Source organism: Mesorhizobium sp. B2-8-9 (assembly GCF_006439475.1).
In the GTDB taxonomy this organism is placed as follows: Bacteria; Pseudomonadota; Alphaproteobacteria; order Rhizobiales; family Rhizobiaceae; genus Mesorhizobium.
In genome coordinates, this window is the sequence record NZ_VFTQ01000008.1 from 118,405 (window position 1) to 144,514 (window position 26,110).

General features: G+C 64.4%; 23 protein-coding genes. 13 read left to right on the forward strand and 10 right to left on the reverse strand.

Translation table 11 applies throughout. From position 1 onward, the window contains the following. Nucleotides 1-92: 92 nt before the first annotated feature. The 4 genes from denD to FJ423_RS12625 are packed head-to-tail and all read right to left on the reverse strand — an operon-like array spanning nt 93 to nt 3,029. A complete protein-coding gene (gene denD, locus FJ423_RS12610) occupies nt 93-1,085 on the reverse strand; it encodes a D-erythronate dehydrogenase (protein ID WP_140842102.1) in 993 nt (330 codons plus the stop codon). A gap of 2 nt (nt 1,086-1,087) precedes the next feature. After that, the gene (locus FJ423_RS12615) at nt 1,088-1,294 is read right to left on the reverse strand and encodes a hypothetical protein (protein ID WP_095766345.1); all 207 of its coding nucleotides are present in this window, start codon (nt 1,292-1,294) and stop codon (nt 1,088-1,090) included. A 51-nt stretch (nt 1,295-1,345) separates the two neighbouring features. After that, the gene (locus tag FJ423_RS12620) at nt 1,346-2,329 is read right to left on the reverse strand and encodes a cation diffusion facilitator family transporter (RefSeq protein WP_140842104.1); all 984 of its coding nucleotides are present in this window, start codon (nt 2,327-2,329) and stop codon (nt 1,346-1,348) included. 13 nt (nt 2,330-2,342) lie between these two features. Further along, nucleotides 2,343-3,029: a GNAT family protein gene (locus FJ423_RS12625; RefSeq protein WP_140842106.1), complete on the reverse strand. Its 687-nt coding sequence runs from the start codon at nt 3,027-3,029 to the stop codon at nt 2,343-2,345. Nucleotides 3,030-3,111: 82 nt separating this feature from the next. Here FJ423_RS12625 and FJ423_RS12630 point away from each other — a divergent pair, with 82 nt between their 5' ends. Beyond that, on the forward strand, nt 3,112-4,296 hold the full coding sequence (locus tag FJ423_RS12630; protein ID WP_140842108.1) for a pyridoxal phosphate-dependent aminotransferase: 1,185 nt from the start codon (nt 3,112-3,114) through the stop codon (nt 4,294-4,296). A 12-nt stretch (nt 4,297-4,308) separates the two neighbouring features. On the opposite strand, the gene FJ423_RS12635 is transcribed toward FJ423_RS12630, so the two are convergent. From FJ423_RS12635 to FJ423_RS12645, 3 genes are all read right to left on the reverse strand, one after another. Next, the gene (locus FJ423_RS12635; protein WP_140842110.1) at nt 4,309-5,070 is read right to left on the reverse strand and encodes an SDR family oxidoreductase; all 762 of its coding nucleotides are present in this window, start codon (nt 5,068-5,070) and stop codon (nt 4,309-4,311) included. A gap of 239 nt (nt 5,071-5,309) precedes the next feature. Further along, nucleotides 5,310-6,041 carry a tellurite resistance TerB family protein gene (locus FJ423_RS12640; RefSeq protein ID WP_140842112.1) on the reverse strand — a complete coding sequence of 244 codons (732 nt, stop codon included), beginning with the start codon at nt 6,039-6,041 and terminating at the stop codon, nt 5,310-5,312. 123 nt (nt 6,042-6,164) lie between these two features. Further along, on the reverse strand, nt 6,165-7,082 hold the full coding sequence (locus FJ423_RS12645; RefSeq protein WP_140842114.1) for a rhodanese-related sulfurtransferase: 918 nt from the start codon (nt 7,080-7,082) through the stop codon (nt 6,165-6,167). Nucleotides 7,083-7,252: 170 nt separating this feature from the next. Between FJ423_RS12645 and FJ423_RS12650 the strand changes: the two genes are divergently transcribed. Further along, nucleotides 7,253-7,891 (forward strand): 2-dehydro-3-deoxy-phosphogluconate aldolase, encoded by a 639-nt coding sequence (locus tag FJ423_RS12650; protein WP_140842116.1) that lies wholly within the window; start codon nt 7,253-7,255, stop codon nt 7,889-7,891. 71 nt (nt 7,892-7,962) lie between these two features. Here FJ423_RS12650 and FJ423_RS12655 read toward each other — a convergent pair whose 3' ends face one another. Together FJ423_RS12655 and FJ423_RS12660 are read right to left on the reverse strand one after the other, a co-directional pair. Then, complete coding sequence (locus FJ423_RS12655; protein WP_140842118.1) at nt 7,963-9,819, reverse strand: DUF882 domain-containing protein; 1,857 nt, start codon at nt 9,817-9,819, stop codon at nt 7,963-7,965. A 379-nt stretch (nt 9,820-10,198) separates the two neighbouring features. Beyond that, nucleotides 10,199-11,746 (reverse strand): sigma-54 dependent transcriptional regulator, encoded by a 1,548-nt coding sequence (locus FJ423_RS12660; protein WP_140842120.1) that lies wholly within the window; start codon nt 11,744-11,746, stop codon nt 10,199-10,201. A 156-nt stretch (nt 11,747-11,902) separates the two neighbouring features. On the opposite strand from FJ423_RS12660, the gene FJ423_RS12665 reads away from it, so the two are divergent. From FJ423_RS12665 to FJ423_RS12715, 11 genes are all read left to right on the forward strand, one after another. Continuing rightward, nucleotides 11,903-13,741 carry a M3 family oligoendopeptidase gene (locus tag FJ423_RS12665; protein WP_181174785.1) on the forward strand — a complete coding sequence of 613 codons (1,839 nt, stop codon included), beginning with the start codon at nt 11,903-11,905 and terminating at the stop codon, nt 13,739-13,741. A gap of 353 nt (nt 13,742-14,094) precedes the next feature. Further along, on the forward strand, nt 14,095-14,799 hold the full coding sequence (locus tag FJ423_RS12670; protein WP_140842122.1) for a proton-conducting membrane transporter: 705 nt from the start codon (nt 14,095-14,097) through the stop codon (nt 14,797-14,799). 153 nt (nt 14,800-14,952) lie between these two features. Then, on the forward strand, nt 14,953-16,098 hold the full coding sequence (locus FJ423_RS12675; protein ID WP_140842124.1) for an aminodeoxychorismate synthase component I: 1,146 nt from the start codon (nt 14,953-14,955) through the stop codon (nt 16,096-16,098). After that, the gene (locus FJ423_RS12680; protein ID WP_140842126.1) at nt 16,047-16,709 is read left to right on the forward strand and encodes an aminotransferase class IV family protein; all 663 of its coding nucleotides are present in this window, start codon (nt 16,047-16,049) and stop codon (nt 16,707-16,709) included. The genes FJ423_RS12675 and FJ423_RS12680 overlap by 52 nt, the downstream gene beginning before the upstream one ends. 39 nt (nt 16,710-16,748) lie before the next feature. Continuing rightward, nucleotides 16,749-17,684 carry a DUF3445 domain-containing protein gene (locus FJ423_RS12685; protein WP_140842128.1) on the forward strand — a complete coding sequence of 312 codons (936 nt, stop codon included), beginning with the start codon at nt 16,749-16,751 and terminating at the stop codon, nt 17,682-17,684. A gap of 131 nt (nt 17,685-17,815) precedes the next feature. Next, nucleotides 17,816-19,261 (forward strand): homospermidine synthase, encoded by a 1,446-nt coding sequence (locus FJ423_RS12690; RefSeq protein WP_140842130.1) that lies wholly within the window; start codon nt 17,816-17,818, stop codon nt 19,259-19,261. 188 nt (nt 19,262-19,449) lie between these two features. Next, nucleotides 19,450-19,824 (forward strand): hypothetical protein, encoded by a 375-nt coding sequence (locus FJ423_RS12695; protein WP_095766333.1) that lies wholly within the window; start codon nt 19,450-19,452, stop codon nt 19,822-19,824. 190 nt (nt 19,825-20,014) lie between these two features. After that, on the forward strand, nt 20,015-22,150 hold the full coding sequence (locus tag FJ423_RS12700) for a bifunctional metallophosphatase/5'-nucleotidase (RefSeq protein ID WP_140842132.1): 2,136 nt from the start codon (nt 20,015-20,017) through the stop codon (nt 22,148-22,150). Nucleotides 22,151-22,295: 145 nt separating this feature from the next. Next, the gene (gene hemH, locus FJ423_RS12705) at nt 22,296-23,360 is read left to right on the forward strand and encodes a ferrochelatase (protein ID WP_140842134.1); all 1,065 of its coding nucleotides are present in this window, start codon (nt 22,296-22,298) and stop codon (nt 23,358-23,360) included. 240 nt (nt 23,361-23,600) lie between these two features. Next, the gene (locus FJ423_RS12710; RefSeq protein ID WP_140541853.1) at nt 23,601-24,551 is read left to right on the forward strand and encodes an SPFH domain-containing protein; all 951 of its coding nucleotides are present in this window, start codon (nt 23,601-23,603) and stop codon (nt 24,549-24,551) included. A 20-nt stretch (nt 24,552-24,571) separates the two neighbouring features. Continuing rightward, the gene (locus tag FJ423_RS12715) at nt 24,572-25,036 is read left to right on the forward strand and encodes an NfeD family protein (RefSeq protein ID WP_095766329.1); all 465 of its coding nucleotides are present in this window, start codon (nt 24,572-24,574) and stop codon (nt 25,034-25,036) included. A gap of 55 nt (nt 25,037-25,091) precedes the next feature. Here the strand turns inward: FJ423_RS12715 and FJ423_RS12720 are convergent, their stop codons facing one another. Next, nucleotides 25,092-26,093 (reverse strand): KpsF/GutQ family sugar-phosphate isomerase, encoded by a 1,002-nt coding sequence (locus tag FJ423_RS12720; RefSeq protein ID WP_140842136.1) that lies wholly within the window; start codon nt 26,091-26,093, stop codon nt 25,092-25,094. Nucleotides 26,094-26,110 lie beyond the last annotated feature (17 nt).

The window sequence follows — 26,110 nt, forward strand, 5'->3', positions numbered from 1 at the left end:
TGTGAATGTCCGCTCCGGACCTTGACCGTCACACTGCGCGAACGAAGGTCTTCGCCTTGGTCGATGGCCGGTTAGGGTTCGATCCCGGTCGTTCAGAGTGATTGGGTTTGACCCTGGATCTTCCCGCCGAGCTCATCCTCGATATGCGCGCGGATGATTTCGTCGAAACTGCTTTCGGCGGCGAAACCGAGTTCCCTCGCCCGCCTGGCCTCGAACCGCGTCGGCCAGCCTTTGACGATCGCCCAGACGATCTCGTCGGGCTGCTCGCGGATCCGTTTCGCGACTTCGGCGCCGGCGATGCGTTCCAGCGCCTCGATCTGCTCGCCGACCGTGACGGCGACGCCCGGCATTGTGAGGTTGCGGCGCGGACCAACCTTGTCGCCGTCGATCTCGGCTGCATGGATGAGGAAATTCACCGCCGAACGCGGGCTGGCATGAGTATGCAGCACCGATCGCGGCACCGGCAGGATCGCCTCCTGGCCGGCGAGCGGCTCGCGGATGATGCCTGAGAAGAAGCTCGACGCCGCCTTGTTCGGCTTGCCGGGGCGAACGCAGATCGTCGGCAGCCGGATGCCGATGCCGTCGAAGAAGCCGCGCCGCGTATAGTCGGCGAGCAGCGCTTCGCTTATCTGCTTCTGCGTGCCGTAGGAGGTGAGCGGCGTCGGATGGAATTCGTCCGGGATGACGTCCGGAAACGGCGCGCCGAACACGGCGATCGACGAGGTGAAGACGAGGCGCGGCGCGAACGCCGCCAGCCGCACGGCGTCGAACAGGGTGCGCGTACCGTCGAGATTGACGCGGTAGCCGAGGTCGAAATTAGCCTCTGCCTCGCCCGAGACGATGCCCGCCAGATGGAATATCACATCCGGGCGCGGAGCCACGAGAGCGGACATGGCGCCGGGCGCGGAAAGATCGCCGGTATGGATCGAGACATCGACGCCGGCGAGCGCCGGCGCCTGCGGCGCCACGATGTCATGCAGGTCGAGCGCCGTGATCTTTCGCCCGCGCAAGGCGCCGTCCTTGGCGAGCCGCGCGATAAGCTTGCGGCCGACCATGCCGGCCGCGCCCGTGATCAGTATTCTCATCTTCAGAGACCTTTCTTGCGCTGGCTGCGTCCGCGCAGCCACAGGACGACGAACAGACCGACCATGAAGATCGCGGCGATGACGGCCGCGAGCACCGTCGACACCTTGCCGGCGGCCAGCATGATGGCCGGCAGGAAATAGGCGGCGAGGCCGAACACGAGCAGTATCACGGCCGCGGCCGTCGCCGCGTTGCGGGTGTCACGATCCATCAGCTGGCGTTCTTCAGTTCGAGGCTGTTCGGGTTCATCATCACGCCGCGATCAGTGATAGTGCCGGCGATCGCGCGGCGCCTCATGCGCATGGTCGTGATCATGATGGTGGTCGTGCTCGTCATGGCTGTCCGCGCATTGGCCGAATTCGGGTTCGACAGTGGCATGCTCGATGCCATGCTCGGCCGCAAGCCGTTTCTTGATGGCGCTCACCGCCACATGCGCATCGACGCCGTCATTCAGGCAAGCATGCAGCGTCGCCATGTTGGAGGTCCCGTCGAGAGACCAGACATGCATATGGTGCACCTCGCGCACGCCCTTGACAGCGCCTTCGATGTCCTTGGCGATCAGGTCGCGATCGAGGCTGGCCGGCACGCCTTCGAGCAGGACGTGGGCCGCCTGGCGCATCAGCGACCATGCCGTCGACAGAATGAGCAGCGACACCAGCACCGACAGGATCGGATCGATGGGCGTCCAGCCGGTTGCCAGGATGATGAGGGCTGCCGCGATTGCCGCGGCCGAGCCAAGCAGGTCGCCCAGCACATGTAGGATGGCGCCGCGCATGTTGAGGCTTTCCCGATCGCCGCCATGCAGCGCGATGAAGGAAGCGATGTTGACCAGAAGGCCTGCCACCGCCACTACCAGCATCGGCCCGCCGAGCACCGGCGCCGGGTTCATCAGCCGCCCCCAGGCCTCATAGACGATCCAGAGCGCGATGACGAAGATGGCGATGCCGTTGGTGTAGGCGACGAGCGTCTTCACCCGGGCGAAGCCATAGGTGAGGCGGCCGGTGGCCGGACGGCCTGTCAGGTGGAAGGCATACCAGGCAAGACCGAGCGCGATGGCGTCCGCCAGCATGTGCCCGGCATCGGCGACCAGCGCCAGCGACCCGGTCAGCCAGCCGCCCAGTGCCTCGGCGACCATGAAGCCCGCGGTCAGGCAGGTCGCGATCAGCACCCGTTTCTTGTCGGTCGAGCCATGCACATGGCCGGCACCGGCCGGGCCGTGATGGTGCGAAGCGTGGTCATGCGCCATCGCTGAACTCCTGTCACGCGCCGAAATCAGCGCGGAAATCCTCAAGCCGCCGCCTCTGGCCGCCTTCGCCATCGAAATTCGCCGGATCGAGCCAGCCCTCATAGGCTTTGCGCAAGGCCGGCCATTCCTTGTCGATGATCGAATACCACGCCGTGTCGCGGTTTTCACCCTTGACGACAAGGTGTTGCCGGAAGATGCCTTCGAACCTGAAGCCGAAGCGCTCGGCGGCGCGCTTCGAGGGCTCGTTGCGGTTGTTGCACTTCCACTCGTAACGGCGGTAGCCGAGATCGTCGAAGAGATATTTCGCAAACAGGAACTGCGCCTCGGTCGCGGCCGGCTTGCGCGAGATCAGCGGACCCCAATAGATGTTGCCGATTTCGCCGACGCCGTTGGCGGCGTCGATGCGCATCAGCGTCTGACGCCCGGCGATCTTGCCGCTCGCCTTGTCGATGACGGTGAAGAACAGCGGGTCCTCGCTCGCTTCGGCCTTGTCCAGCCAAGGCTGGAAGGCCGCGCGGGTCTCCGGCGGATAGTCCGGCAGCCAGGCGAAACGTCCGCCGGCGTCGGGCACCGACGACGCTTCGTAAAGACCATCGCCATGCCTTGCTGCGCTCAGCGGCTCGAGCCTGACCGTGCGTCCCTCGATCGGCTTGCGTTCCGGCCGCGGGCGCGGCTGCCAATTCTTCAGATCTTCCGACACGGCCATTCCAATCCGTTTGACTTTTGCCTGCGGACGGTCACAAAAACGCTCGCCCACAGAAAGAACCACAGGAACGGGAAAAATGCTCCACACGATCGCGGCCTTCGACCGTCTCGGCGAGGAAAATGCCTTCGCGGTGCTGGCGAGGGCCACCGCGCTTGCCCATCAGGGTCGCGACATCGTCAACCTCGGCATCGGCCAGCCCGACTTCAAGACGCCGCAGCACATCGTCGAGGCGGCGATCAAGGCGCTGCGCGACGGCCACCATGGCTACACGCCGGCAAACGGCCTCTTGGCCACCCGCGAGGCCGTCGTGCGCCGCACGCTGACCACCACCGGCGTCGAGGTGTCGCCCGAGAACGTGATGATCCTGCCCGGCGGCAAGCCGACCATGTTCGCGGCGATCCTGATGTTCGGCGAGGCCGGCACCGAGATCCTCTACCCCGATCCCGGCTTTCCGATCTACCGCTCGATGATCGAGTTCACCGGCGCCACTCCGGTGCCGGTGCCGATCCGCGAGGAAAACGGCTTTGCCTTCTCGGCCGACGAGACGCTGGCGCTGATCACGCCGAAGACGAGGCTGCTGATCCTCAACTCGCCCGCCAATCCGACCGGCGGCGTCACCCCGCGGGCCGAGATCGAGAAGCTGGTCAAGGGCCTGGAGAAACATCCTGAGGTCGCCATCATGTCAGACGAGATCTACGACGTCATGACCTATGACGGCGAGACCCACTGCTCGCTACTCAATTTCCCCGAGATCCGCGACCGGCTGATCGTGCTCAACGGCTGGTCGAAGACCTGGGCGATGACCGGCTGGCGCATGGGCTGGTCGATCTGGCCGAACGGCCACAAGGGCGCGCATCTCTACGACAAGGTTCGCAAGCTGGCGGTGAACTGCTGGTCCTGCGTCAACGCGCCGAGCCAGTATGCCGGCATCGCCGCGATCGACGGTCCGCAGGACGATGTCGAGAAGATGATGCGCGCCTTCGACAATCGCAGGAAGATCGTGGTCGAAGGGCTGAACGCGCTCCCCGGCATTTCCTGCATCACGCCTAAAGGTGCCTTCTATGCCTTCCCCAATGTCTCGAAGACCGGATGGAAGGCGAAGAAGCTTGCCTCGGCGCTGCTCGAGAATGCCGGCGTCGCTTTGATCGGCGGCCCCGATTTCGGCGTTCTCGGCGAAGGCTATATCCGGCTTTCCTATGCCAATTCGGAGGAGAACATCCTGCGCGCGCTGGAGCGGATCGAGGCGTTCCTGAACAAGTGATCGATCAAGCGCTCATCCGCGCCCGACGAATGGCATCTTCGTCGCCATCACCGTCATGAACAACACATTGGCGTCGAGTGGCAGGCTGGCCATATGCAGCACCGCGTCGGCGACGCGCTGCACATCCATCACCGCTTCGGCGGCGATCGAGCCATTGGCCTGCGGCACGCCCACCGTCATCGGCTGCGCCATCTCGGTCAGCGCATTGCCGATGTCGATCTGGCCGCAGGCGATATCGAAGGGCCGGCCGTCAAGTGCCAGCGTCTTGGTGAGCCCGGTGATCGCGTGCTTGGTCGCCGTGTAGGGCGTGGAGCCCGGGCGTGGCGCATAGGCCGACACCGAGCCGTTGTTGATGATCCGGCCGCCCATCGGCTTTTGCCTTCGCATCGCGCCGAAGGCCGCGCGGGCGCACAGGAACGATCCGGTGAGATTGACGCCCACGACATCGTTCCACACCTCGACCGGGATCTCGTCGATCAGCGTCGACTTGTAGCCCATGCCGGCATTGTTGAAGAGCAGGTCGACGCGGCCGAAGCCTTCGAGCACGGTCTCGAACATGTCGTCCACTTCCTCGGCCTTGCTGATATCGCAAGCGACGGCCAATGCTTTGGCTTGCGTCTTGCCCGCCTCTGCGATCGCCTCTTCCAGCAGCGTCTTGCGGCGGCCGCAGAACACCGTGTTCCAGCCTGCCTTGAGCAGCGCCGTCGCGACGCTCTTGCCGATGCCGGTGCCGGCGCCGGTAACGATGGCGGTCTTCTCTGCTATGGCTGTCATCGCCGTCCTCCGGTCATGGATGGAAAGACGTGGCATCGCAAATGCCTGGGGTCATGGCAAGCCGCTGTTGGCAATAAAGAAAAGGCCAACAAAAAGGGCCGCCATTGGCGACCGCCCCGATCTGAACCGCGCTTGGGAGGAGGAAAAGCCGGTCCGACTGATTAGAATGATGCGCTTGCTGGGTTAACGGAAGATTAACGACCGGCAAGGCGTCCCCGAAGGACGTTTACCACGCCGAATCACCACGGTGAATTGGGCGCCGTTCCCGCCGGCACCTTGGCCGCCGAAACCGTCGCCTCGACATGATCGACCAGGGCGTCCGGCAGGCCGAGGCGGCCGGCGAGCAGGTCGAGATAACCGCGCTCGGTGCGCGTGTCGGGATCGATGGTGAGCCGCGATGCGGTGTAGAGTTCGAGCTTCTGCGCATCGGTCTTGGCGCCGGCGACCAGCGCGTCGAGATCGAGCGGGCTTTCGAGCTCGGCAAGCAGGAATTTTTCCGCTTCGGCGCCGATGCCCGCGAGCTTGAGCTTGTCGGCGATCTTCTTGCGCTCGTCATCGTCGACATGGCCGTCTGCCTTCGCCGCCGAGATCATCGCCCTGACCAGCGTCAGCGTGAACTCGGCCTCGCCCTGCGGCGCCTGCGAGGGATGGAAGGCGGTGTCGGCCGGCGGCGGCAGCAGCTCCGGCTCGCCGGCGGCCGGTGCCTGCGCCGGCTCCTTGCCGGCCTTGTAGTTCTGATAAGCCTTGTAGGCGAGGCCTCCGATCGCAGCCAGGCCGCCGAGCTTGACGGCCGCGCCCGTCACCTGCCGGCCAGTGCCGGTGCCGAGCAGCACGGCTGCCAGCGCGCCGGCGGCGAGCGGATTGTCCTTTGCCATCTGCACCGCCTGCCCCGCCTTGTCGCGGACAGTCGAGCCGGTCCCGGGGATTTGCGAGCCGAGAAGGTCGTCGAGCAGCTTCTTGGGATCGAGCATCAATGCCTCCAGAATGGGCCCGGCCGAACGCGCCCGGGCAGGGTTTCGGACCGGCAAGAGGTAGGCCCCGTGCATCGACATTACAATGACGGGGACAGCTTTTCGCTCGCAGAGCTGGCCGCTCTAATTGCCGATATGGCGCTTGCCGCCGCGCGCTTGCGCCAGCTCGACCTGGCGGTGGCGTTCGGCATAGCGCTCGCGATCCTCGTCGGAGCGCGCTTCAAAGCAATGCGGACATGAAACGCCGATTGCATATTTCGGCGACAGGCGGTCCTCGACCGTCAGCGGATGCCGGCAAGCCCGGCAGAGCTCCGCCTCCCCCACGGCCAGACCATGCGAGACGGAGACCCGCTCGTCGAACACGAAACATTCGCCTTGCCAGAGGCTCTCTTCGGCCGGCACGTCCTCCAGATATTTCAGGATGCCCCCCTTGAGATGGAAGACGTTTTTGAGGCCGAGCGACTTCACATAGGCCGTCGCCTTCTCGCAGCGTATGCCGCCGGTGCAGAACATCGCCACCTTGCGGCCTTCGAGCTCTCCACGATGCTGCTCGACCCAGGCGGGGAACTCGCGGAAGCTGGTGGTCTTGGGATCGACCGCGCCCTGGAAAGTGCCGAGCGAGACTTCGTAGGCGTTGCGCGTGTCGATGACGAGCGTGTCGGCATCCGATATCAGCGCGTTCCAGTCGGCCGGCGCGACATAGGTGCCGGCGCTCGCCGCCGGATCGATGTCCTCGACGCCCATGGTGACGATCTCGCGCTTCAGCCGCACCTTCATGCGGTGGAACGGCATTTCGGCGGCGGCGCTGTATTTGACTTCGAGACCGGCAAGGCCTTCGATGGCTTGCAGATGGTCGATCAGCGCGGCAATCGCGTCCTCGCTGCCGGCAACGGTGCCGTTGATGCCTTCATGCGCCAGAAGCAGCGTGCCCTTGATGCCGCGGCCGCAGCAGAAGGCGGCGAGCGGCGCGCGCAGGGCCTCGCATCCGTCTATCCGCGCGAATTTGTAGAGCGCGGCGACGCGGACTGGCTGAACTTCCATGGCTGTTGTCATGGTCATGCCACTAGACCGTGGTGAAAGCGGTTTCAAGGCGGAGGAGGCTCAAAGGCCGTCGGCGATCCGCTGCGCGGCATCGCGACACGCCTGCCTTCGTGGACTTGGCAAATGCCTTCTGCTAATCGGTTTAAAATGATCGAGATGGAGACCAGCACATGACCAGCAAGACCGAAAAGCTCCTGTCGCTTCTCAACGGTCAACCGGTCATCCCGGTGCTGAAGATCGCCAATGTCGCGGACGCGGTGCCGCTCGCCCGTGCCTTGTCGCGCGGCGGCCTGCCTGCGATCGAGATCACGCTGCGCACCGCCGACGCGCTGGAAGCGATCCGCCGTGTGGCCGCCGAGGTCGAGGAAGCCTTGGTCGGCGCCGGCACCATTCTAGACGCGAAGCAGTTCGACGAAGCAGCCCGCGCCGGTTCGAAATTCATCGTCAGCCCCGGCATTACCAGCCAGCTTCTCGACGCGGCCAAGGACAGCCCCGTTCCGCTGCTGCCCGGCGCCATCACGCCCGGCGAGATCATGGCCGCGCGCGAAGCCGGCCTGCGCTTCCTGAAATTCTTCCCGGCCGAGCAGTCCGGCGGCATCGCTTCGCTGAAGGCTTTCGCCTCGCCGCTCGCCGACGTGAAATTCTGCCCGACCGGCGGCATCACGGCCAAGAATGCCGCCGACTATCTGAGCCTCCCCAACGTCATCTGCGTCGGCGGTTCCTGGGTCGCGCCCGACGATCTCATCAAGGCCGGCAAGTGGGACGAGATCGAGGCGCTGGCGCGTGAGGCGAGCAAGCTCAAGAAGTAATCGGTCCGCCCCATAAAGCAAAAGCCGCGCTGGCGGGCCAACGCGGCTTTTCAGCGGCCACGCTGGCTCGCCTATTTCGTTTGGAAGCGCGCGATTGAGAGGAACTTCACCGCGTTGCCCGTGAACCGGCTTGCGTCCGGCACCCCGCCATCCGCCTGGAAGCCGGCCGTATACACTTCGCTCGGCGGCGTATGCACGATGTTATAGGCATAGCGCGGCGCTGTCGTCGGGTCGGATACCGTGGCAATGTTGACGCCGCTGCCCAACGCCCAGCGCGCGGCTTGCGGCGGCGTCGCCACCACCATGGCCTTGGGCCCGGGCTTCAGATCGTGGGCAGACGCCCTGGCTTCCTTGGCCGTCGTCTTCACGCCGGCGCCAATTGCCTGCGCCGGATCGCTCCCGGCCGGGAGCGCGGCAATGGCCTGGCGCGGCGAGGCCGCATCGACGCCCGACGGATCGTTGAATGCGGAGCGCGGCTCCGGCTCGGTCAGCGACGCAAGCTGATATTCGGCGCCGCCGACGCCATCGGCCTCGACGGTGGCATTGGCCTGTTCGAGAACGGCTTTGACCTCGTCCTGCTTGCCGGGCTGCGGCCGTGCGGTCGGCAGCACGGAGAACGCGTCGGTCGCGCTCTTGTCCTGCGAAGCCGTTTCGGCCAGCGCCAGAAGCACGCTCTTGTCCTTCGGCGCCAGATCGGCCGGCGTCGCCGAGCGGTCGGGACGCCAGGTCGGCAGCGGGATGTTGTTGACCGCTACCTGGGCCGGATCGGTGCTCGCGGCCTCGGCGGCGTTGGCCGTGGCGAACGGAACTTTGTCCGGCACCGGCGCCTGCGCAGTCGAAACCGCCTGCTCCGTCGTCGCCGAGGCATCCGCCATGGCGAACGGCACGTTCTGCGGCGTCTGCTGGCCGACATCAACCTTCGGACGCGGGGCGAAATCGGGCAGCGGGATTTCCTTGGGCGGCAGGGCGGCGATGATCGTCTCCGGCGTATCCTGCTGTTGCTCGTCGGCGCCGTCATCCGCGATCTGCGGGATGCTGGCGCGCTTGGCATCCTTCGGCGAAACAATCGCGATGCCCGGAAGATTGCTGTCGCGTGCCGTGGCGGCGCTCGCGACCTGAACCTGCTTCACGGCCTTCCGCTGGGGCGCCGGGGCACTTTCGTCGGCGGCGTCGTCGGCCTCGTCGGCACCGCCGCCGAACAGGGCCGCAAGCAGGCCGCCGGAGCGCTTGGTCGAGCCGCCGGCGCTGGCCAGTTCGATGTTCGGGGTGCCGGCCCCCTTGCGGGCCTGATACGCTGCCACTGCTTGCTCATAGCCGGGCAGCGGGCGTCCGTCGCTCGGCACATGCAGCGTCTTGCCGTTGGGGAACAGGCTGACCAGTTCCTGGCGGCTGATGCCCGGCCAATGGCGCACGTTGCCGACATCCATATGCACGAAGGGCGAACCGGAAGTCGGGTAATAGCCGACGCCGCCGCCCTGCATCTTGAGGCCGATGTTGCGCAGTTTCTTCAACGGCACGCCGGGGATGTAGAAATCCATCGCCTTGCCCAGCATGTGCTGGCTCTTCTCGGCGACGCCGCGGCTGCGCGAGCGCAACAGCGCGTTGGTCGACGGCGAGCGATAGCCGCAGACGACCTGGATATAGTCGGTCGCGCCGCTTTCGCGATAGGCTTCCCAGACGAGGTCGAGCAGCCGCGGGTCCATCTTGGTCGGCTCGTTGCGGCGCCAGTCGCGCAGGATGATGTTGATCTTGCGCAGGCCTTCGGGATCGTAGCGGCCGTTGCGCTTGTAGACGATCTCGGCCTTCTCGTGGGTGTGCAGGTGATAGAGCTTGAGCGTACGAACCTCGGCCCGGGCGCCCGACGTCGCCGCGGACAGAAAACCGACGGCCAAAATCACGAACGCCAGCCACCTCGGCCAGACGCTCATGTGAAAATGCCGCCCGTTGTTGTGTCGTTCGACTTTGTTCAAATCAAATGGCCTTGCAGGCTGCCGTTTGTCCCCGGATTTGACCAAACGGATGCGTCGTTTTCACATCCGAATATCGATCCTAATGGTTAATCATCGTTTATTGAAGCCGAAATGCGGTAACACCGTGGCGATATCCCGTCAAAAATGATGCACGGCATTTCGTGGTAAACCGCTGGTTTATATCAAGAATCCGGCCTCGCCGAGAACACGATCTGTTACCGTTAGCGTTAATGCGTGATCCTCGGCAACGCCAACCGCTGAAAACCAAGCGTTTTCAGGTCAAAAGCGACAATTTGATTCGGATTTTAGGCAGGCAAGCTGGTTCGAGGCTTGCCCCTCATGAGGCAAGCCGGTCGACGCGACCAGCTTCGGGATCAATGCCATATTCCTTCAACTTGCGGTAGAGTGTCGAGCGGCCGATGCCCAATCGCCGGGCGACTTCGCTCATCTGGCCGTTGTAATGGTCGATCGCAAGCTTGATCATCTCGAGCTCGACGTCGGCCAGCGCCCGCACATTGCCGCGCTCATCGAGCGCACGGAGCGTTCCGAAACGCGGCTGCGGCCTGGCTGACGCCTCGCCGTCGGACAAGCCGGCTCCCATTGCATCTGCGACAGTCTCATCCCCTTGCCGAGTCGCGTCCGCAACCGTATCGGCGATGGCGGATGCCGGTTCCGCTCCGAGATTGACCGTTCCTTCCACCTGCGCACGGATCTGCGGGAATTCCTCCTCGGTCAGCACGTCGCCCTCGGCAAGCACCGACGCCCGGAAGACCGCATTCTCCAGCTGGCGGATGTTGCCCGGCCAGTCATAGGCCTGCAGCATCGCAAGCGCCGTGGCCGATATGCCGGCAAGGCGGCGGCGCGGATCTGTCGGAGCGACCTTCTCCATGAAATGCCGGACCAGGTAGGGAATGTCGTCGCGGCGGTCGCGCAGCGGCGGCACGAAGATCGGGTAGACGTTCAGCCGGTAGAACAGGTCCTCGCGGAACTTGCCGTCCTTGACCTGCTGTAGAAGGTTGCGGTGCGTGGCCGAGATCAGCCTTATATCGACCTTGACGGTCGAGCGGCCGCCGACAGGATCGACCTCGCCTTCCTGCACGGCGCGCAAAAGCTTGACCTGGACGTCGAGCGGCAGGTCGCCGATCTCGTCGAGGAACAGCGTGCCGGAATTCGCCTCGACGAACTTGCCGATGTGCTTGTCCGTTGCGCCGGTGAAGGAGCCCTTCTCATGGCCGAACAGGATCGATTCGACCAGATTGTCGGGGATAGCGCCGCAATTGACGGTGACGAAGGGCTTCGAGCGACGATCGCCGCTGCCCTGAATGGCCCGCGCCACCAGCTCCTTGCCGACGCCGGATTCGCCCTCAATCAGGATCGGGATGTTGGAGGCCGCCGCCTTCTGCCCGAGGCGTATCACGCGGTCCATTGCCGGGCTGCGCGTGATCATGTCCCTGAAGGTGAGGTGGCCGCCGCCCCGCCGCCGCGAAGCGCGCTTCATCTCGTCCTCGACGGCTTCCACCTTGAGCGCGTTGGAGATCGCGGTCTGCAGCCTGTCGGGCGACGCCGGCTTGACAACGAAGTCGAAGGCGCCGTGCCGCATCGCCGAGACGACGGTTTCGATGCCGCCCTGGGCGGTCTGCACGATGACGGGAATGTTGATGGCACGCTCGCGCATCGCCTTCAGCACGCCGATGCCGTCGAGACCGGGCATGACGAGATCGAGAATGACGACCGAGACCTCGCGCGCATTCGGCCCGTCGAGCACGTCGAGGCCGGCGGCGCCGCTATCCGTGACGATCGCGGTGTGGCCGAACTTGGTCAATGCGGCCTCGACCAGCCTGCGCTGCACCGGATCGTCATCGACTATGAGTATGGAACCTGTCATGACTGTTTGAGTTGTCCGCCCGAGAAAATCCCATGGATCATCTTGGCACAGGGTTCTAAATAAGGTTTCAAAAAACCCGGTGAACGAATTCCTTAGGATTTGACCGGCTTCTCCTTTCCCTTTGATTCTGGCCTTGGTTCAAAGAAGGTATTGTCGATGCGCATGATGTTTGGTCGGCGGCTTGCGGCCCCAGCGTCGGGCCAGGGCGCGGCGGAGCTTGGCGACTTGCCGGAGTGGAATCTCGCCGATCTCTATTCGGGCATGGAAGCGCCCGAGTTGAAGCGCGACATCGCCAAGGCGGCCAGCGACGCCATCGCCTTCGAATCCCGCTGGAAGGGCACTTTGGCCACCGAGGCCGGGCGCGGCGGCGCCGGCCGGCTTGGCGAGGCGCTGAAAACCTATGAGGCGCTCGAGGAACTGATCGGCCGCATCGTCTCCTATGCCGGGCTCGTTTATGCCGGCAACACCGCCGATCCGCAGCGCGCCAAGCTCTATGGCGACGTCCAGGAAAAGATGACGGACGCCAGCGCCCATCTCTTGTTCTTCGCGCTCGAGCTGAACCTGATCGACGATGCGGCGATCGAGAACGCCTTGGCCGCCGACAAGGACTTCGGCCACTACCGGCCTTGGGTGCTCGACCTCAGGAAGGACAAGCCCTACCAACTCGAGGATCGCATCGAGCAGTTGTTCCACGAAAAGTCTGTCACTGGGCGGGGCGCCTGGAACCGCCTGTTCGACGAGACGATGACCGACCTGCGCTTCGACGTCGACGGCGAGGAGCTGACGCTCGAGCCGGCGCTGAACCGACTGCAGGATGCCAATGGCGAGGTGCGCCGCCGTGCCTCCGAGGCGCTCGCGGCGACCTTCCGCAAGAACCTGCGCACCTTCACCCTCATCACCAATACCTTAGCCAAGGACAAGGAAATCTCCGACCGCTGGCGCGGCTTCCAGGATATTGCCGACTCGCGCCACCTCGCCAACCGCGTCGAGCGCGATGTCGTCGACGCGCTGGCCGCGGCCGTGCGCGAAGCCTATCCGCGGCTGTCGCATCGCTATTACGCGATGAAGGCGCGCTGGCTCGGCATGGAGGTGATGAACCATTGGGACCGCAACGCGCCGTTGCCGGAGACGCCGCAGGCGGTGATCCGCTGGGACGACGCCAGGGACACGGTGCTTTCCGCCTATCAGCGCTTCTCGCCCGACATGGCCGAGATCGCCCGCGGCTTTTTCGATCGCAGATGGATCGACGCGCCGGTGCGGCCGGGCAAGTCGCCCGGCGCCTTCGCCCATCCGACGGTGCCGTCGGCGCATCCTTATGTGCTGCTGAACTACATGGGCAAGCCGCGCGATGTGATGACGCTGGCGCATGAGCTCGGCCATGGCGTGCACCAGGTGCTGGCCGCCGGCCAGGGCGCGCTGATGGCCTCGACGCCGCTGACGCTGGCCGAGACCGCCTCCGTCTTCGGCGAGATGCTGACCTTCCGTTCGCTGCTCGAGCAGACCGCTGACCGCCGCGAGCGCAAGGCCATGCTCGCCCAAAAGGTCGAGGACATGATCAACACCGTCGTGCGCCAGATCGCCTTCTACGAGTTCGAGCGCAAGGTGCATGCCGAGCGCAAGAACGGCGAGCTGACCTCGGACAGGCTCGGCGAATTCTGGCTGGAGGTGCAGGCCGAGAGCCTGGGGCCCGCGATCAAGCTGCGCGAGGGCTACGAGGTCTTCTGGACCTACATCCCGCACTTCATCCACTCGCCTTTCTACGTCTATGCCTATGCCTTCGGCGATTGCCTGGTGAATTCGCTCTACGCCGTTTACCAGAATGCCGAGCGCGGATTTCAGGAGAAGTATTTCGAGATGCTGCGCGCCGGCGGCACGAAGCATCATTCGGAGCTTCTGGCGCCCTTCGGCCTCGACGCCACCGATCCCGCTTTCTGGCAGATCGGCCTTGGCGTGATCGGTTCGCTGATCGACGAGTTGGAAGCGCTCGAGAGGTGAACAGCAACGAAGGGCGCATCGGCAGCTATAGTTTAGCCAAGACGCATATTAGCAAGAATCTATTCTTGCCCTAAATAGCTGTTCTTGAATAACTCTCCGGCGCATTTTTCAACTGGCTTTCGACAAGCCATATGATAGCGTCCGGCCTCAAGCTCAGCCGGACGCATCGCGCAGGCCAGAGATGGCTGGTCGCGCCGCTACGGCGAATGCGATGACGGCCGTCGGCTTCGGACAAGGCCAACGCCGATGGCTCGATTGAAGTCGGCGATTGCGCCGATCACGGAACCTTTGACGATCCCTGGCGTGAGCTCGCCTTTCCGGGCCTCGGCCGACAGATCGGACTGGAGAGGGAAATGAGCACTTTTTTCTACATGCTCCTGGCGTTCGTTGTGGGTATCCTGGTCGGCTGGTTCATCTGGGGCCGTCTGCGCGGCGAGCTCGACAGTCTGCGTGGCGATCTCGACCGCACGCGAAGCGAGCGCGACAGGCTGCGCGCCGACAGCGATCGGTTGAAGGGCGAGCTCGACGCCAGCGGCCGTGCCCGCGCCGATCTCGAAAGCCGGCTGCGCGACACGCCTTCCGCCAAGGCCGGCGCCGACAAGGCCGCCACGCCGGCGCCGTCGGCGCTGATGCCGACGACATCGGCGGCGGCAAAGGCCGGGCCCGCAAAGCCCGCCGCTGCAAAGAAGCCGGCCGCAACGAAGACTGCAGCGGCACCGAAGCCGGCGGCCAAAGCCGCCGCGCCGAAGAAGACGGCAGCACCCGCGGCAAAGAAGGCGGCAGCGCCGCAGGCCGCGTCCGGCAAGGCAGACAATCTGCGCCGCCTCATCGGCATCGGGCCGATCAATGAAAGGCTGCTCAAAGGCCAGGGCGTCACCACCTACGCCCAGATCGCCGCCTGGACCGCCGCCGACGTCAAACGCATTGAGGAGGTGCTCAATTTCGACGGCCGCATCGCGCGCGAAAAATGGATTGAGCAGGCGAAATTGCTGGCCGCCGGCGACGAGGCCGAATTCGCCCGCCAGTTCCCCTCTGCTGGAACCGCAAGCAACAGCTGAACAATCCGCCTGTTGGCGTAAGGCGGCGTTCTCACGGGCGCCGTCTTTGTTTTGGGCCAGCCGCCTTTGCGCCGCCCCACGCCGTTCCCTCGATTGCGCCTCGCCGAACCCCCATATAGAGCGGTCGACTGAATTGTCCGCACCCAAGGGTTCATGTCTCTGCCCGCAGCCATCTTCCGCAACGACGCGACCGCTCGTCAGCTGGTCTTCGATAGGCCGCGTGAGATCATCGTCGCGCACGAGGCGGAAGAGTTCACGCCCGCGCTTGAAAGGGCGCAGGCAGCCTCCGATTCCGGCAAATGGCTGGCGGGCTATTTCTCCTACGAAGCCGGTTACCTGCTCGAGCCCAAGCTGGTGCCGCTGCTGCCCGAAGGCCGCCGCGCGCCGTTGGTCTGTCTTGGCGTGTTCGATGCGCCTGTGGACCAGGCTGTGTCGCCGAACACCGGGCCTGCCAGCAACGGCCCGATCTTCGATGCCCGCGCAGCCTGGTCGGCCGAGGACTATGCCGGCCGCTTCGCGCGTCTTCACAATCACATCCGCAAGGGCGACTGCTATCAGGGCAACCTCACCTTCCCGGTCCGCGCGCAGTGGTCCGGCGATCCGCTTGCGGCCTTCGACGCGCTGACGGAACGCCAGCCGGTGAAATATGGCGCGCTGGTCTCGCTCGGCGATCCGATCGTCCTGTCGCGCTCGCCCGAATTGTTCTTCGAGATCGATGCCGACCGCATGATCGAGACGCATCCGATGAAAGGCACCGCGCCACGCGGCGCGAACAAGGCCGAAGACGCCCGGCTGAAAGCCTTCCTGCGCAACGACGAGAAGAACCAGGCCGAGAACCGGATGATCGTCGACCTTCTGCGCAACGACATCTCACTGATCAGCGAAGTCGGCACGCTCGAGGTGCCGGAACTGTTCCGCATCGAGACCTATCCGACGGTGCACCAGATGGTGAGCCGCGTGCGGGCAAGGCTTTTGCCGGACATCGGCATCCGCCAGGTCTTCGCCGCGCTCTTCCCTTGCGGCTCGATCACCGGTGCGCCGAAAATCCGTGCCATGGAAATCCTGCATGAGCTGGAAGACGTACCGCGAGATGTCTATTGCGGCGCTATCGGCTGGATCGCGCCGGGCGGCAGGATGCGTTTTTCGGTGGCGATCCGCACCATCTCGCTCTTTGCCGACCGCGAGGCCGTCTACAATGTCGGCGGCGGCGTCGTCTTCGATTCCACCGCCGAGGAGGAGTATCGGGAGTGCCTGTTGAAAGCGCGCTTCGCGACGGGAACGGTGCCGGCTTCGAGCTGATCGAGACCATGCGCTGGGAGCCTGGCTCGGGCTTCCTGCGCTTCGAGCGCCACCTTGCGAGGCTCTATGCGTCCGCCGCCGAACTCGGCTTCGCCTGCGATCCGGCGCGGATCGGCGAGGTGCTTTCCGGCGCCGTCGGCGGACACGGAGTTGCCATGCGCGTACGCCTTGCCTTGCAGCGCAATGGCGAAGCCGCAGCCGCCGCTCAAGCCTATGAACCCCTGCCCGCCGACAAGGTCTGGCGGCTGCAGCTGGCGCGAATACGGATCGATTCGGCCAACACGCTGTTGCGTCACAAGACAAGCCTGCGCCAGGTCTACGCGCAGGCGCGCGCCGAATATCTCGCCACCCGCGCCGACGAAGTGCTTTTGGCCAACGAGCGCGGCGAGCTCTGCGAGGGCACGATCACCAATCTCTTCGCCGACTTCGGCGACGGCCCGCTTGCCACGCCTCGGCTCGACTGCGGCCTTTTGCCTGGAATATTGCGCGGCGCGCTTCTGGACGAAGGCCGCGCCGTGGAAGCGATCTACAGCTTCGACGATCTGAAGGCGGCGAAGGCGATCTTCGTCGGCAACTCGCTACGCGGGCTGATCCCGGCGCGGCTTGGCTGACCGCGCCGGAGACATAAACTGGATAGCACCCAAACAGGCATGACCATCCGCCAGCCGACCCATACACCCTATGACGGGTCCTCGAAGCTCTTCACCATCGGGCTGAAGCCGCTCGACTTCGACCTCTGGATCGAGGTCGACGAATTGCTGCTGCCGCATCTGGCCGAGAAGCAACGGCTCTATGCGGAAATCCCGGAAAAGGTCTTTGTCGAGGAAGACCACACAAGCGAGGCTCAGCGCGAAGTGCTGGACCTGCTCGTCGCGCATCTCGAAGCCGCGCATCCCGGCACGCATCGTCGCAACGGAGAGGATGTCGAGCCGATCGGTTTCGAGACGGCAAGCGACAGGCTGCCTCCTGCCCTGCGCGAGGCGCCGCTGGCCAACGCTTCGCTGCTCGTCCAGGAAGATCTGATCCTGATGCGCCGCGGCGAGCACGGCTGGCGGCTCGCCGCCGGCTCGCTCTGCTTCCCTTCGTCTTGGTCGCTGCAGGAAAAATTCGGCAAGCCATTGCAGGAGATTCACAAACCGGTGCCTGGATTCGGGCCCGGCACGCGGCCGGCCGAGCTCATCAACCGCATGTTCGACGGCCTGCAGGGCCAGGCGGTCGAGCGCTTCAACTGGTCGATCCAGGCCGGCGATGCGCTCTATCATCCGCTCTCCAATGTCGAACGCATCGACCGCGCCACGAACCGCCCGAGCCGCTTCGCCGACGGCGATGTCGACGCCCACGCCTTCATCCGCGTCGAACGCCAGACGCTGCGCAAGCTTCCCCTGTCGCGCGACATCCTCTTCACCATCCGCATCCATCTCGATCCGCTCAAGCTGCTCATTCGCCATCCTGACCGGGCAGCCCTCGCCGTCTCCTTCGCGGAGCAGCTCCTGGCCCTCGACCAGCAACAACTCGACTATAAGGGCCTGACCGCCGACCGTGACCGGCTGGTCGAATTCCTCAGCGGCATGGCCTGCACGCCTTAACCAAGGTTCCAGGCTGGCCTGGCCGGCGATTGGTGCTTTTCGCTGGTTTATGACAATGATCTGTGGTTGTAGCGCTTGGCCGTCGGGCAAAGGGCCCGGCTTTGCGCGTGTTTGAAGGAGTGTGCGAAAAAATGGCGAACGAAAACTGGCCCGTTTACGGTGAAATCACCGGTCCCGTCGTGATGATCGGCTTCGGCTCGATCGGGCGGGGAACGCTGCCGCTGATCGAGCGCCATTTCAAGTTCGACAAGTCGCGTATGACGGTCATCGACCCGCGCGACACCGACCGCAAGCTGCTCGACGAGCGCGGCATCACCTTCATGCAGGACGCGGTGACCGAGAAGAATTACAAGAAGCTGCTGACGCCGCTTCTGACCAATGGCGGCGGCCAGGGCTTTTGCGTCAACCTGTCGGTCGACACCGGCTCGGTGGACCTGATGAAATTGTGCCGCAAACTCGGTGTGCTCTACATCGACACCGTCGTCGAGCCGTGGCTCGGCTTCTATTTCGACACCGAGGCCGACAATGCCAGCCGCACCAACTATGCGCTGCGCGAGGCGATGATCAAGGAAAAGCAAGACAAGCCCGGCGGCCCGACGGCGGTCTCCACCTGCGGCGCCAATCCCGGCATGGTCTCGTGGTTCGTCAAGAAGGCGCTGGTCAACCTCGCCACCGATCTCGGTCTCGAGTTTTCCGAGCCCGCGCAGGAGGAGCGCGAGGCCTGGGCCAGGCTGATGAAGAAGGCCGGCGTCAAGGGCATCCATATCGCCGAGCGCGACACCCAGCGCACGAAGAAGCCGAAGCCGATGAACGTGTTCTGGAACACCTGGTCGGTCGAAGGCTTCATCTCGGAGGGCCTGCAGCCGGCCGAGCTCGGCTGGGGCACGCATGAAAACTGGATGCCTAAGAACGGCAAGAAGCACAAGCACGGCTCCAAAGCGGCGATCTATCTGGAACAGCCCGGCGCCAACACGCGCGTGCGCAGCTGGTGCCCGACGCCCGGCGCGCAATACGGCCTGCTGGTGACGCATAACGAGTCGATCTCGATCGCCGACTTCTTCACCGTGCGCTCGAAAAAGGGCAAGGTCCAGTATCGCCCGACCTGCCACTACGCCTACCATCCTTGCAACGACGCCATGCTGTCGCTGGACGAGATGTTCGGCGCCGCCGGCAAGTCGCAGCCCGTCCACCACGTGCTCGACGAGAACGAATTGGTCGACGGCGTCGACGAGCTCGGCGTGCTGCTCTACGGCCACGACAAGAACGCCTACTGGTATGGCTCGCAGCTGTCGCTGGCCGAGGCGCGCAAGCTCGCCCCCTACCAGAACGCAACCGGCCTGCAGGTGACCTCGGCTGTGCTCGCCGGCATGGTCTGGGCGCTGGAGAACCCGACCGCCGGCATCGTCGAGGCCGACGAGATGGACTACCGGCGCTGCCTCGAAGTGCAACTTCCCTATCTCGGGCCGGTCAGGGGCTACTACACCGACTGGACGCCGCTGGATAACCGGCCGGGTCTCTTCCCCGAGGACCTGGACAAGGACGACCCGTGGCAGTTCCGCAACATTCTGGTCCGATAGCAGCCGGACCTACCGGAGCAATTCGAGGAAAAGTGTGAAACGGTTTTCCGTCCGGATTTGCGTGAAAACAAGGGGATAGAGCGGTTCGCTGTTTCCGCGAAACGGTGGAGACGCTCTCCCTCTGCGCCTTGCAATCGCCCGGAAATCGGGCGATTGAGTATCGGCGGACTGAGGAGAGGATTTTCAAAATGACCATTGCGCGCAAACTGCTTTCGGCAGGCGCCGCGGCAAGCCTTCTGGCTGCGGCCGCCTGCACCACCACCGGCCCCGCGGACCAGCCTTCGATGGCGGCGCCGAAGGGCGTCGAGGGCAACTGGATCGACGCCAAGGGCACCGGCCTGTCGACCTTCGCGGCGGGCAGCTTCACCACCGTCGCCACCGACACCGGCCAGAAGCTGTCGGAAGGCAGCTACACCATGACCGGAGCGACCTCGGTCGAGATCCACGGCACCTCGCTGATCCGCCAGACGCCGGTCAGCTTCAACTGCCTGATGGTCTCCATCAGCCAACTCAATTGCACCAGCGCCAGCGGCCAGAATTTCGTGCTGACGCGCCGAGCTTGAGCGTTCGCAAATCGTCAGCCGACAGGGCCGGCGGCGCAAGCCGCCGTCCTTTTTTGTGCCGGCAAACATCTCCCTGATTTGTGCTTGCATCGACCGGAACCCGATGTGAACATGACCGGAGCTGACTGTTATTTTCCAGTCAAGCGAGGGCGCTAAGCATATTCCAAGTCAGCTTATCCGGGAGACGAAGATGAAGAAGATTGCCGCGATCCTAGCCCTGTCGGCCTCGGCGCTCGGCCTGTCGGCAGGCGCGTCTTTTGCCGACTACACGCTGAACATCCTGCATTTCAACGATTGGCACAGCCGCATCGAAGGCAACAACAAATACGAGTCGACCTGCTCCGCCGATGAAGAGACCAAGGGCGAATGCATCGGCGGCGCCGGCCGGCTGATCACGGCGATCGCTCAGGAGCGCAAGAAGCTCGAAGGCCAGAACCTGCTGCTGCTCAATGCCGGCGACAGCTTCCAGGGATCGCTGTTCTACATCACCTACAAGGGTGCGGCGGAAGAGGAATTCCTCAATCAGATCAAGCCCGACGCGGTAACGCTCGGCAACCACGAGTTCGACGACGGCGAGACCGCGCTGGTTCCCTATCTCGACAAGGCGAAATTCCCGATCGTCAGCGCCAATGTCGTGCCCAACGACAAGTCCGGCGCCAAGGACAAGATCAAGCCTTCGATCGTCGTCGAGGTCGGTGGCCAGAAGATCGGCATCGTCGGCGCCGTCACCAACGACACGCCGGAACTCGCCTCGCCCGGCCCGAACATCGCCATCGCCGACGATGTCAAGTCTGTCACGGCCGAGGTCGAGAAGCTCAAGGCACAAGGCATCAACAAGATCATCGCGGTCACCCATATCGGCTACAGGCGCGAGCGCGAAGTCATAGCGAAAATCCCGGGTGTCGACGTGGTGGTCGGCGGCCACAGCCACACCCTTCTGTCGAACACCGATCCGAAGGCCGAGGGACCGTACCCGACGATGGTCGACAACCCCGACGGTTACAAGGTGCCGGTGGTGCAGGCGGCGTCCTATTCGAAATATCTCGGCGAGTTCAAGGTCGTGTTCGACGACAACGGCGTCGTCAAGGAGGCGAGCGGCGCGCCGATCTATCTCGACAAGTCGATCACCCCCGATCCCGCCGTTCTTGCCCGCATCAAGGAGCTCGGCGCACCGATCGAGGCGCTGAAGAACAAGGAGGTGGCCGAGACCACCAAGGCCATCGACGGCAGCCGCGAGAATTGCCGCGCGCGCGAATGCGAGATGGGCAATCTCGTCTCCGACGCCATTCTCGAGCGCACCAAGGGCCAGGGCGTCGAAATCGTCATCTCGAATGGCGGCGGCCTGCGCGCCTCGATCGACCAGGGCACGGTGACTATGGGCGAGGTGCTGACCGTGCTGCCGTTCCAGAACACGCTGGCCACTTTCAAGATCTCGGGCAAGGACCTGGTTGCGGGCCTTGAAAACGGCCTCAGCCAGATCGAGGACGGCGCCGGCCGCTTCCCGCAGGTTGCCGGCATCAAATATTCCTTCGACAGATCCGTCGCGCCCAATGCCGGCCGCGTCAAATCGGTCGAGGTGATGGAGAACGGCGCCTGGACGCCGATCAGCCCGGACAAGCAGTACCTCGTCGCCACCAACAACTACGTCCGCCAGGGCGGCGACGGCTACAAGGTTTTCGCCGACAAGGCGACCGACGCCTATGACTACGGCCCCGGCCTGGAGCAAGTGGTGGCCGACTACCTCGGCGCCCACCGTCCCTACACGCCCAAGCTCGACGGCCGCATCACCGAGATTGCGGCAACGACGGCGGCGGCCGAGCCGGCCAAGCCTGCGGAACCGGCGAAGCCTGCCGAGACGGCCCCCGCCACCCAGGCACCTGCGAACGGGGCAGCAAAACCAGCCGAGACGTCGCCGGCAAGCGGCGAGCCCGCCATGCCGGCTCCGCCTTCCAGTTCCAGCGACATAGCTGGCACGCCGCCGGCGGTTTCTACTGAAACCGCTCCGGCCGCGCCCACCGAGACCGCGAAGCCGGCAGAGAGCGCGCCCGCGGCGCCGGCCGCGGAACCGGCAAAGCCCGCCGAGACCGCCCCGGCAACGCCTCCTCCCGCAGCCGAGCCGGCCAAACCGGCGCAGGCAACGCAGGCCGAAGCGAAACCGGCCGAGACCAGCCACACCATCGCCGCCGGCGATACCTATTGGGACCTGGCCAAGAAAGCCTACGGCGACGCAACCAAGTGGAAGCTCATCTCCGAAGCAAACAAGGATTATAAGCCGCGCCGCCTGCCGCTCGGCGCGACGCTGACCATCCCGCCGGCCGCGAAGTAACCGGTCATCCGGAAAGCATGGCACCCGCTCGGGCAACCGGGCGGGTGTTCCTTTTTGAGGTCCTGACGCGATAAGGTGCGGCCAGACGCAGCATTGAAAACCGGCAGGGCATCGCTAGGTTCCGCGGCGCTACCGGAGACTGTTGATGACCGTTGCCAACCCCACCGATGCCAAAGCCGCAAAGGCCGTCGGCCTGCCGCCGGCGCATGCCGCGCCGGTCAGGCCGGGCAAGATCGGCATCATGCTGGTCAACCTCGGCACGCCCGACGGCACAGACTTCAGGCCGATGTGGCGCTACCTGCGCGAATTCCTCTCCGATCCGCGCGTCATCGAGCTCAACAAGGCGATCTGGTATCCGATCCTGTATGGACTGGTGCTGACGACCCGGCCGAAAAAATCCGGTGCCAACTACGCCCGTATCTGGAACCGGGAGATGAACGAGTCGCCGCTGCGCACTTTCACCCGCGCTCAAGGTCAGAAGTTGGCCGCCGCACTTACCGACCTGCCCGATGTGGTGGTCGACTGGGCGATGCGTTACGGCAATCCCTCGACGGCAAGCGTCACTCAGAAGCTGGTCGACCAGGGCTGCGACCGCATCCTCACCTTTCCGCTCTATCCGCAATATTCGGCGACGACGACGGCGACCGCGAACGACCAGCTGTTTCGCGCGTTGATGAAGATCAGGCGCGCGCCGGCGATCCGCAGCGTGCCGCCCTATTATGACGAACCGGTCTATATCGACGCGCTTGCGCGTTCGATCGAGCAGCACCTGGCGACCCTCGATTTCGTGCCGGAGGTGGTGATCGCCTCCTATCACGGCATCCCCAAGCCCTATTCCGACAAGGGCGATCCCTACGGGATGCATTGCCTGGAGACCACGCGGCTGCTGCGGGCAAGGCTCGGCTGGGGCGAGAACAAGCTCATCACCACCTTCCAGTCGCGTTTCGGCGCGCAGGAATGGCTGCAGCCTTACACCGATGTCACCGTCGAGAAACTGGCCAAGAATGGCGTGAAATCGATCGCCATCGTCAATCCCGGTTTCTCCGTCGACTGCATCGAGACGCTGGACGAGATCGGCCGCGAGGCGGCTGAAACCTTCCATCACGCCGGCGGCGAGAATTTTGCGCACATCCCCTGCCTCAACGACAGCGCCGAGGGCATGGCGGTCATCGAAGCGCTGGCGCGGCGCGAGCTTTCCGGCTGGGTGTGACCGGTTTCACCGGCTGAAGCATGTCGCCCAGAAGTGTGCAGCGGTTCTGGGACAACGACATGCATCAAGACAAAGACTTAAAGCGCGTCGACCGACCCCCTTTCAGCGCGACGCGCTTTTAGCTCGAAACCGGTGCGCAAAAGCCTTCGCTAACCAATATTCCCGATCACCTGATTGTAACGCTGCGGAAACACACTTAAGTGATTCCGTGAGGTCGCCGCCTTTTGAGGGAGAAACGAAATGGGCTTCAGCGGTTTCGATATTGCCATCATTGTTCTTGTCTTCTTGGTCATCATCCTTCTTTTCAAAGGCATCAAGACGGTGCCGCAAGGTTATAATTACACGGTGGAACGCTTCGGCCGGTACACCAAGACGCTGACGCCTGGCCTGAACATCATCAACCCCATCTTCGAGCGCGTCGGCGCCAAGATGAATATGATGGAGCAGGTGCTCGACGTGCCGACGCAGGAGATCATCACCCGCGACAACGCCATCGTCGGTGTCGACGGCATCGCCTTCTACCAGATCCTCAATGCCGCGCAGGCCGCTTATCAGGTGGCGGGGCTGCAGAACGCCATTCTCAACCTGACCATGACCAATATCCGTACCGTCATGGGTTCGATGGACCTCGACGAATTGCTGTCCAACCGCGACGCCATCAACGAGCGCCTGTTGCGCGTCGTCGACGAGGCGGCGCATCCGTGGGGCATCAAGATCACCCGCGTCGAGATCAAGGACATCAATCCGCCGGCCAATCTGATCGAATCTATGGGCCGCCAGATGACGGCCGAGCGCAACAAGCGCGCCCAGATCCTGGCCGCCGAAGGCCTCAAGCAGTCGCAGATCCTCGAGGCTGAGGGCCGCAGGGAAGCAGCCTTCCGCGACGCCGAGGCGCGCGAGCGCTCGGCCGAAGCGGAGGCCAAGGCGACGCAGGTCGTGTCGGAGGCCATCGCCAAGGGCGACGTCCAGGCGCTCAACTACTTCATCGCCCAGAAATACACCGAGGCGTTGACCAGGATCGGTTCGGCCACGAACAGCAAGATCGTGCTGATGCCGCTTGAAGCCTCGTCGCTGATCGGAACGCTCGGCGGCATCGGCGAGATCGCCAAGGAAGTTTTCAGGAGTGAAGGTACGGCCGGCGCGCAGCGGCAGGCCGCACGCCCGCCGCTGGTTCGGCCGAACGAAAACTGAGATCATAGGAGGCTGCTCCCATGTTCGACCGTATCGTTTCCGAACTCGGCCCGTGGAACTGGATGGTTCTGGGCTTCGTGCTCCTGGTGATGGAGATCGTCGCGCCGGGCGTCTTCATGCTGTGGATCGGCATCGCCGCGCTCATCGTCGGCGCCGTGTCGCTGGCGATATGGGACGCCGCTTTCTGGACCTGGCAGGTGCAGGTGCTGGCGTTCCTGATCCTGTCGCTGATCTCGGCTTTCGTCGGCAAGAAACTGATGGCCGGCCGCCACGACGATGCCGACCAGCCGCTGCTCAACCGCCGCGGCGCGCAGATGGTGGGCAAGCTGGCGACGCTGGCCGAGCCGATCAAGGACGGCCGCGGCCGCATCAAGCTCGGCGACACGCTGTGGCGCGTTTCCGGTCCTGACCTCCCTGCCGGCACGCAAGTGCGCGTTGTCGGCGCCGCCGACACCGACCTGGAGCTGACGGTCGAGGCGGCCTGACCCGAGACAGGTATCGGACGGGCTGAGACTAAGGCAATTCCAGGAAAGGGCGTGGCTAAGCTGCGCCAATGCGCAGCAGGTCGTGGAAGTGAACCACGCCCACCGGCATTTTGTCTTTGGTCACGACCAGCGCGCCGATATTGTGCTCGTTGAGCATGGCGATCGCCGTGCCCGCCAGCGTCTGCGGATCGATCGTCTTGGGCGTGCGGGTCATGACCTCGTCGACGGTCACGTCGGCCAGATTGCGATGCAGATTGCGTGCAACGTCGCCGTCGGTCACGATCCCGACCAGTTTGCCGCTCGCATCGACGATGCAGACGCACCCGACTTTCTTCTGCGACAGCGTCATCACCGCTTCCGGCATCTTGGTGCCGAGCAGGGCGAGCGGCACCTGATCGCCGGTCCGCATGATCTCCGACACCAGGGTCAGGTTGGCGCCAAGCTGCCCGCCGGGGTGCAAGGTTCGGAAGTGATCCGGCGTGAAGCCCCGCGCTTCGAGCAGAGCGATAGCCAATGCGTCGCCCAATACGAGCTGGAGAAGCGTCGACGTCGTCGGTGCCAGCCCGTGCGGACAAGCCTCGGGCACGACCGGCAGCAGCAAGACCACATCGGCCGCACGCGCCAGCGCCGAGCTCTCGCCGGAAGTAATGGCGATCAGCGGGATGGAAAAACGCCTCGAATAGGCGACGATGCCCATCAATTCCTTGCTTTCGCCCGACCACGACATGGCGATGATGGCGTCGTCCTTGGCGATCATGCCGAGATCGCCGTGATTGGCCTCGGCGGGATGGACGAAAAAGGCTGGCGTGCCGGTCGAAGCAAGCGTCGCGGCGATCTTGGCGCCGATATGGCCGCTCTTGCCGACGCCGGTGACGATGACGCGGCCCTCGATCCGTGAGATCAGGTCGATCGCGGCGGCAAAAGGCTCGGTCAGCCCGTTTGCGAGCGCGGCGGCCAGGGCCGCCACGCCGGTCTGCTCCGTCGCCACCGTTCTCAGCGCCGATTCGATCGCGGCCTGCCTGTCCGGCTGCTTTCTTTCTGGGGACCCCGCATGCATGGCGCAAGCGATTAGCG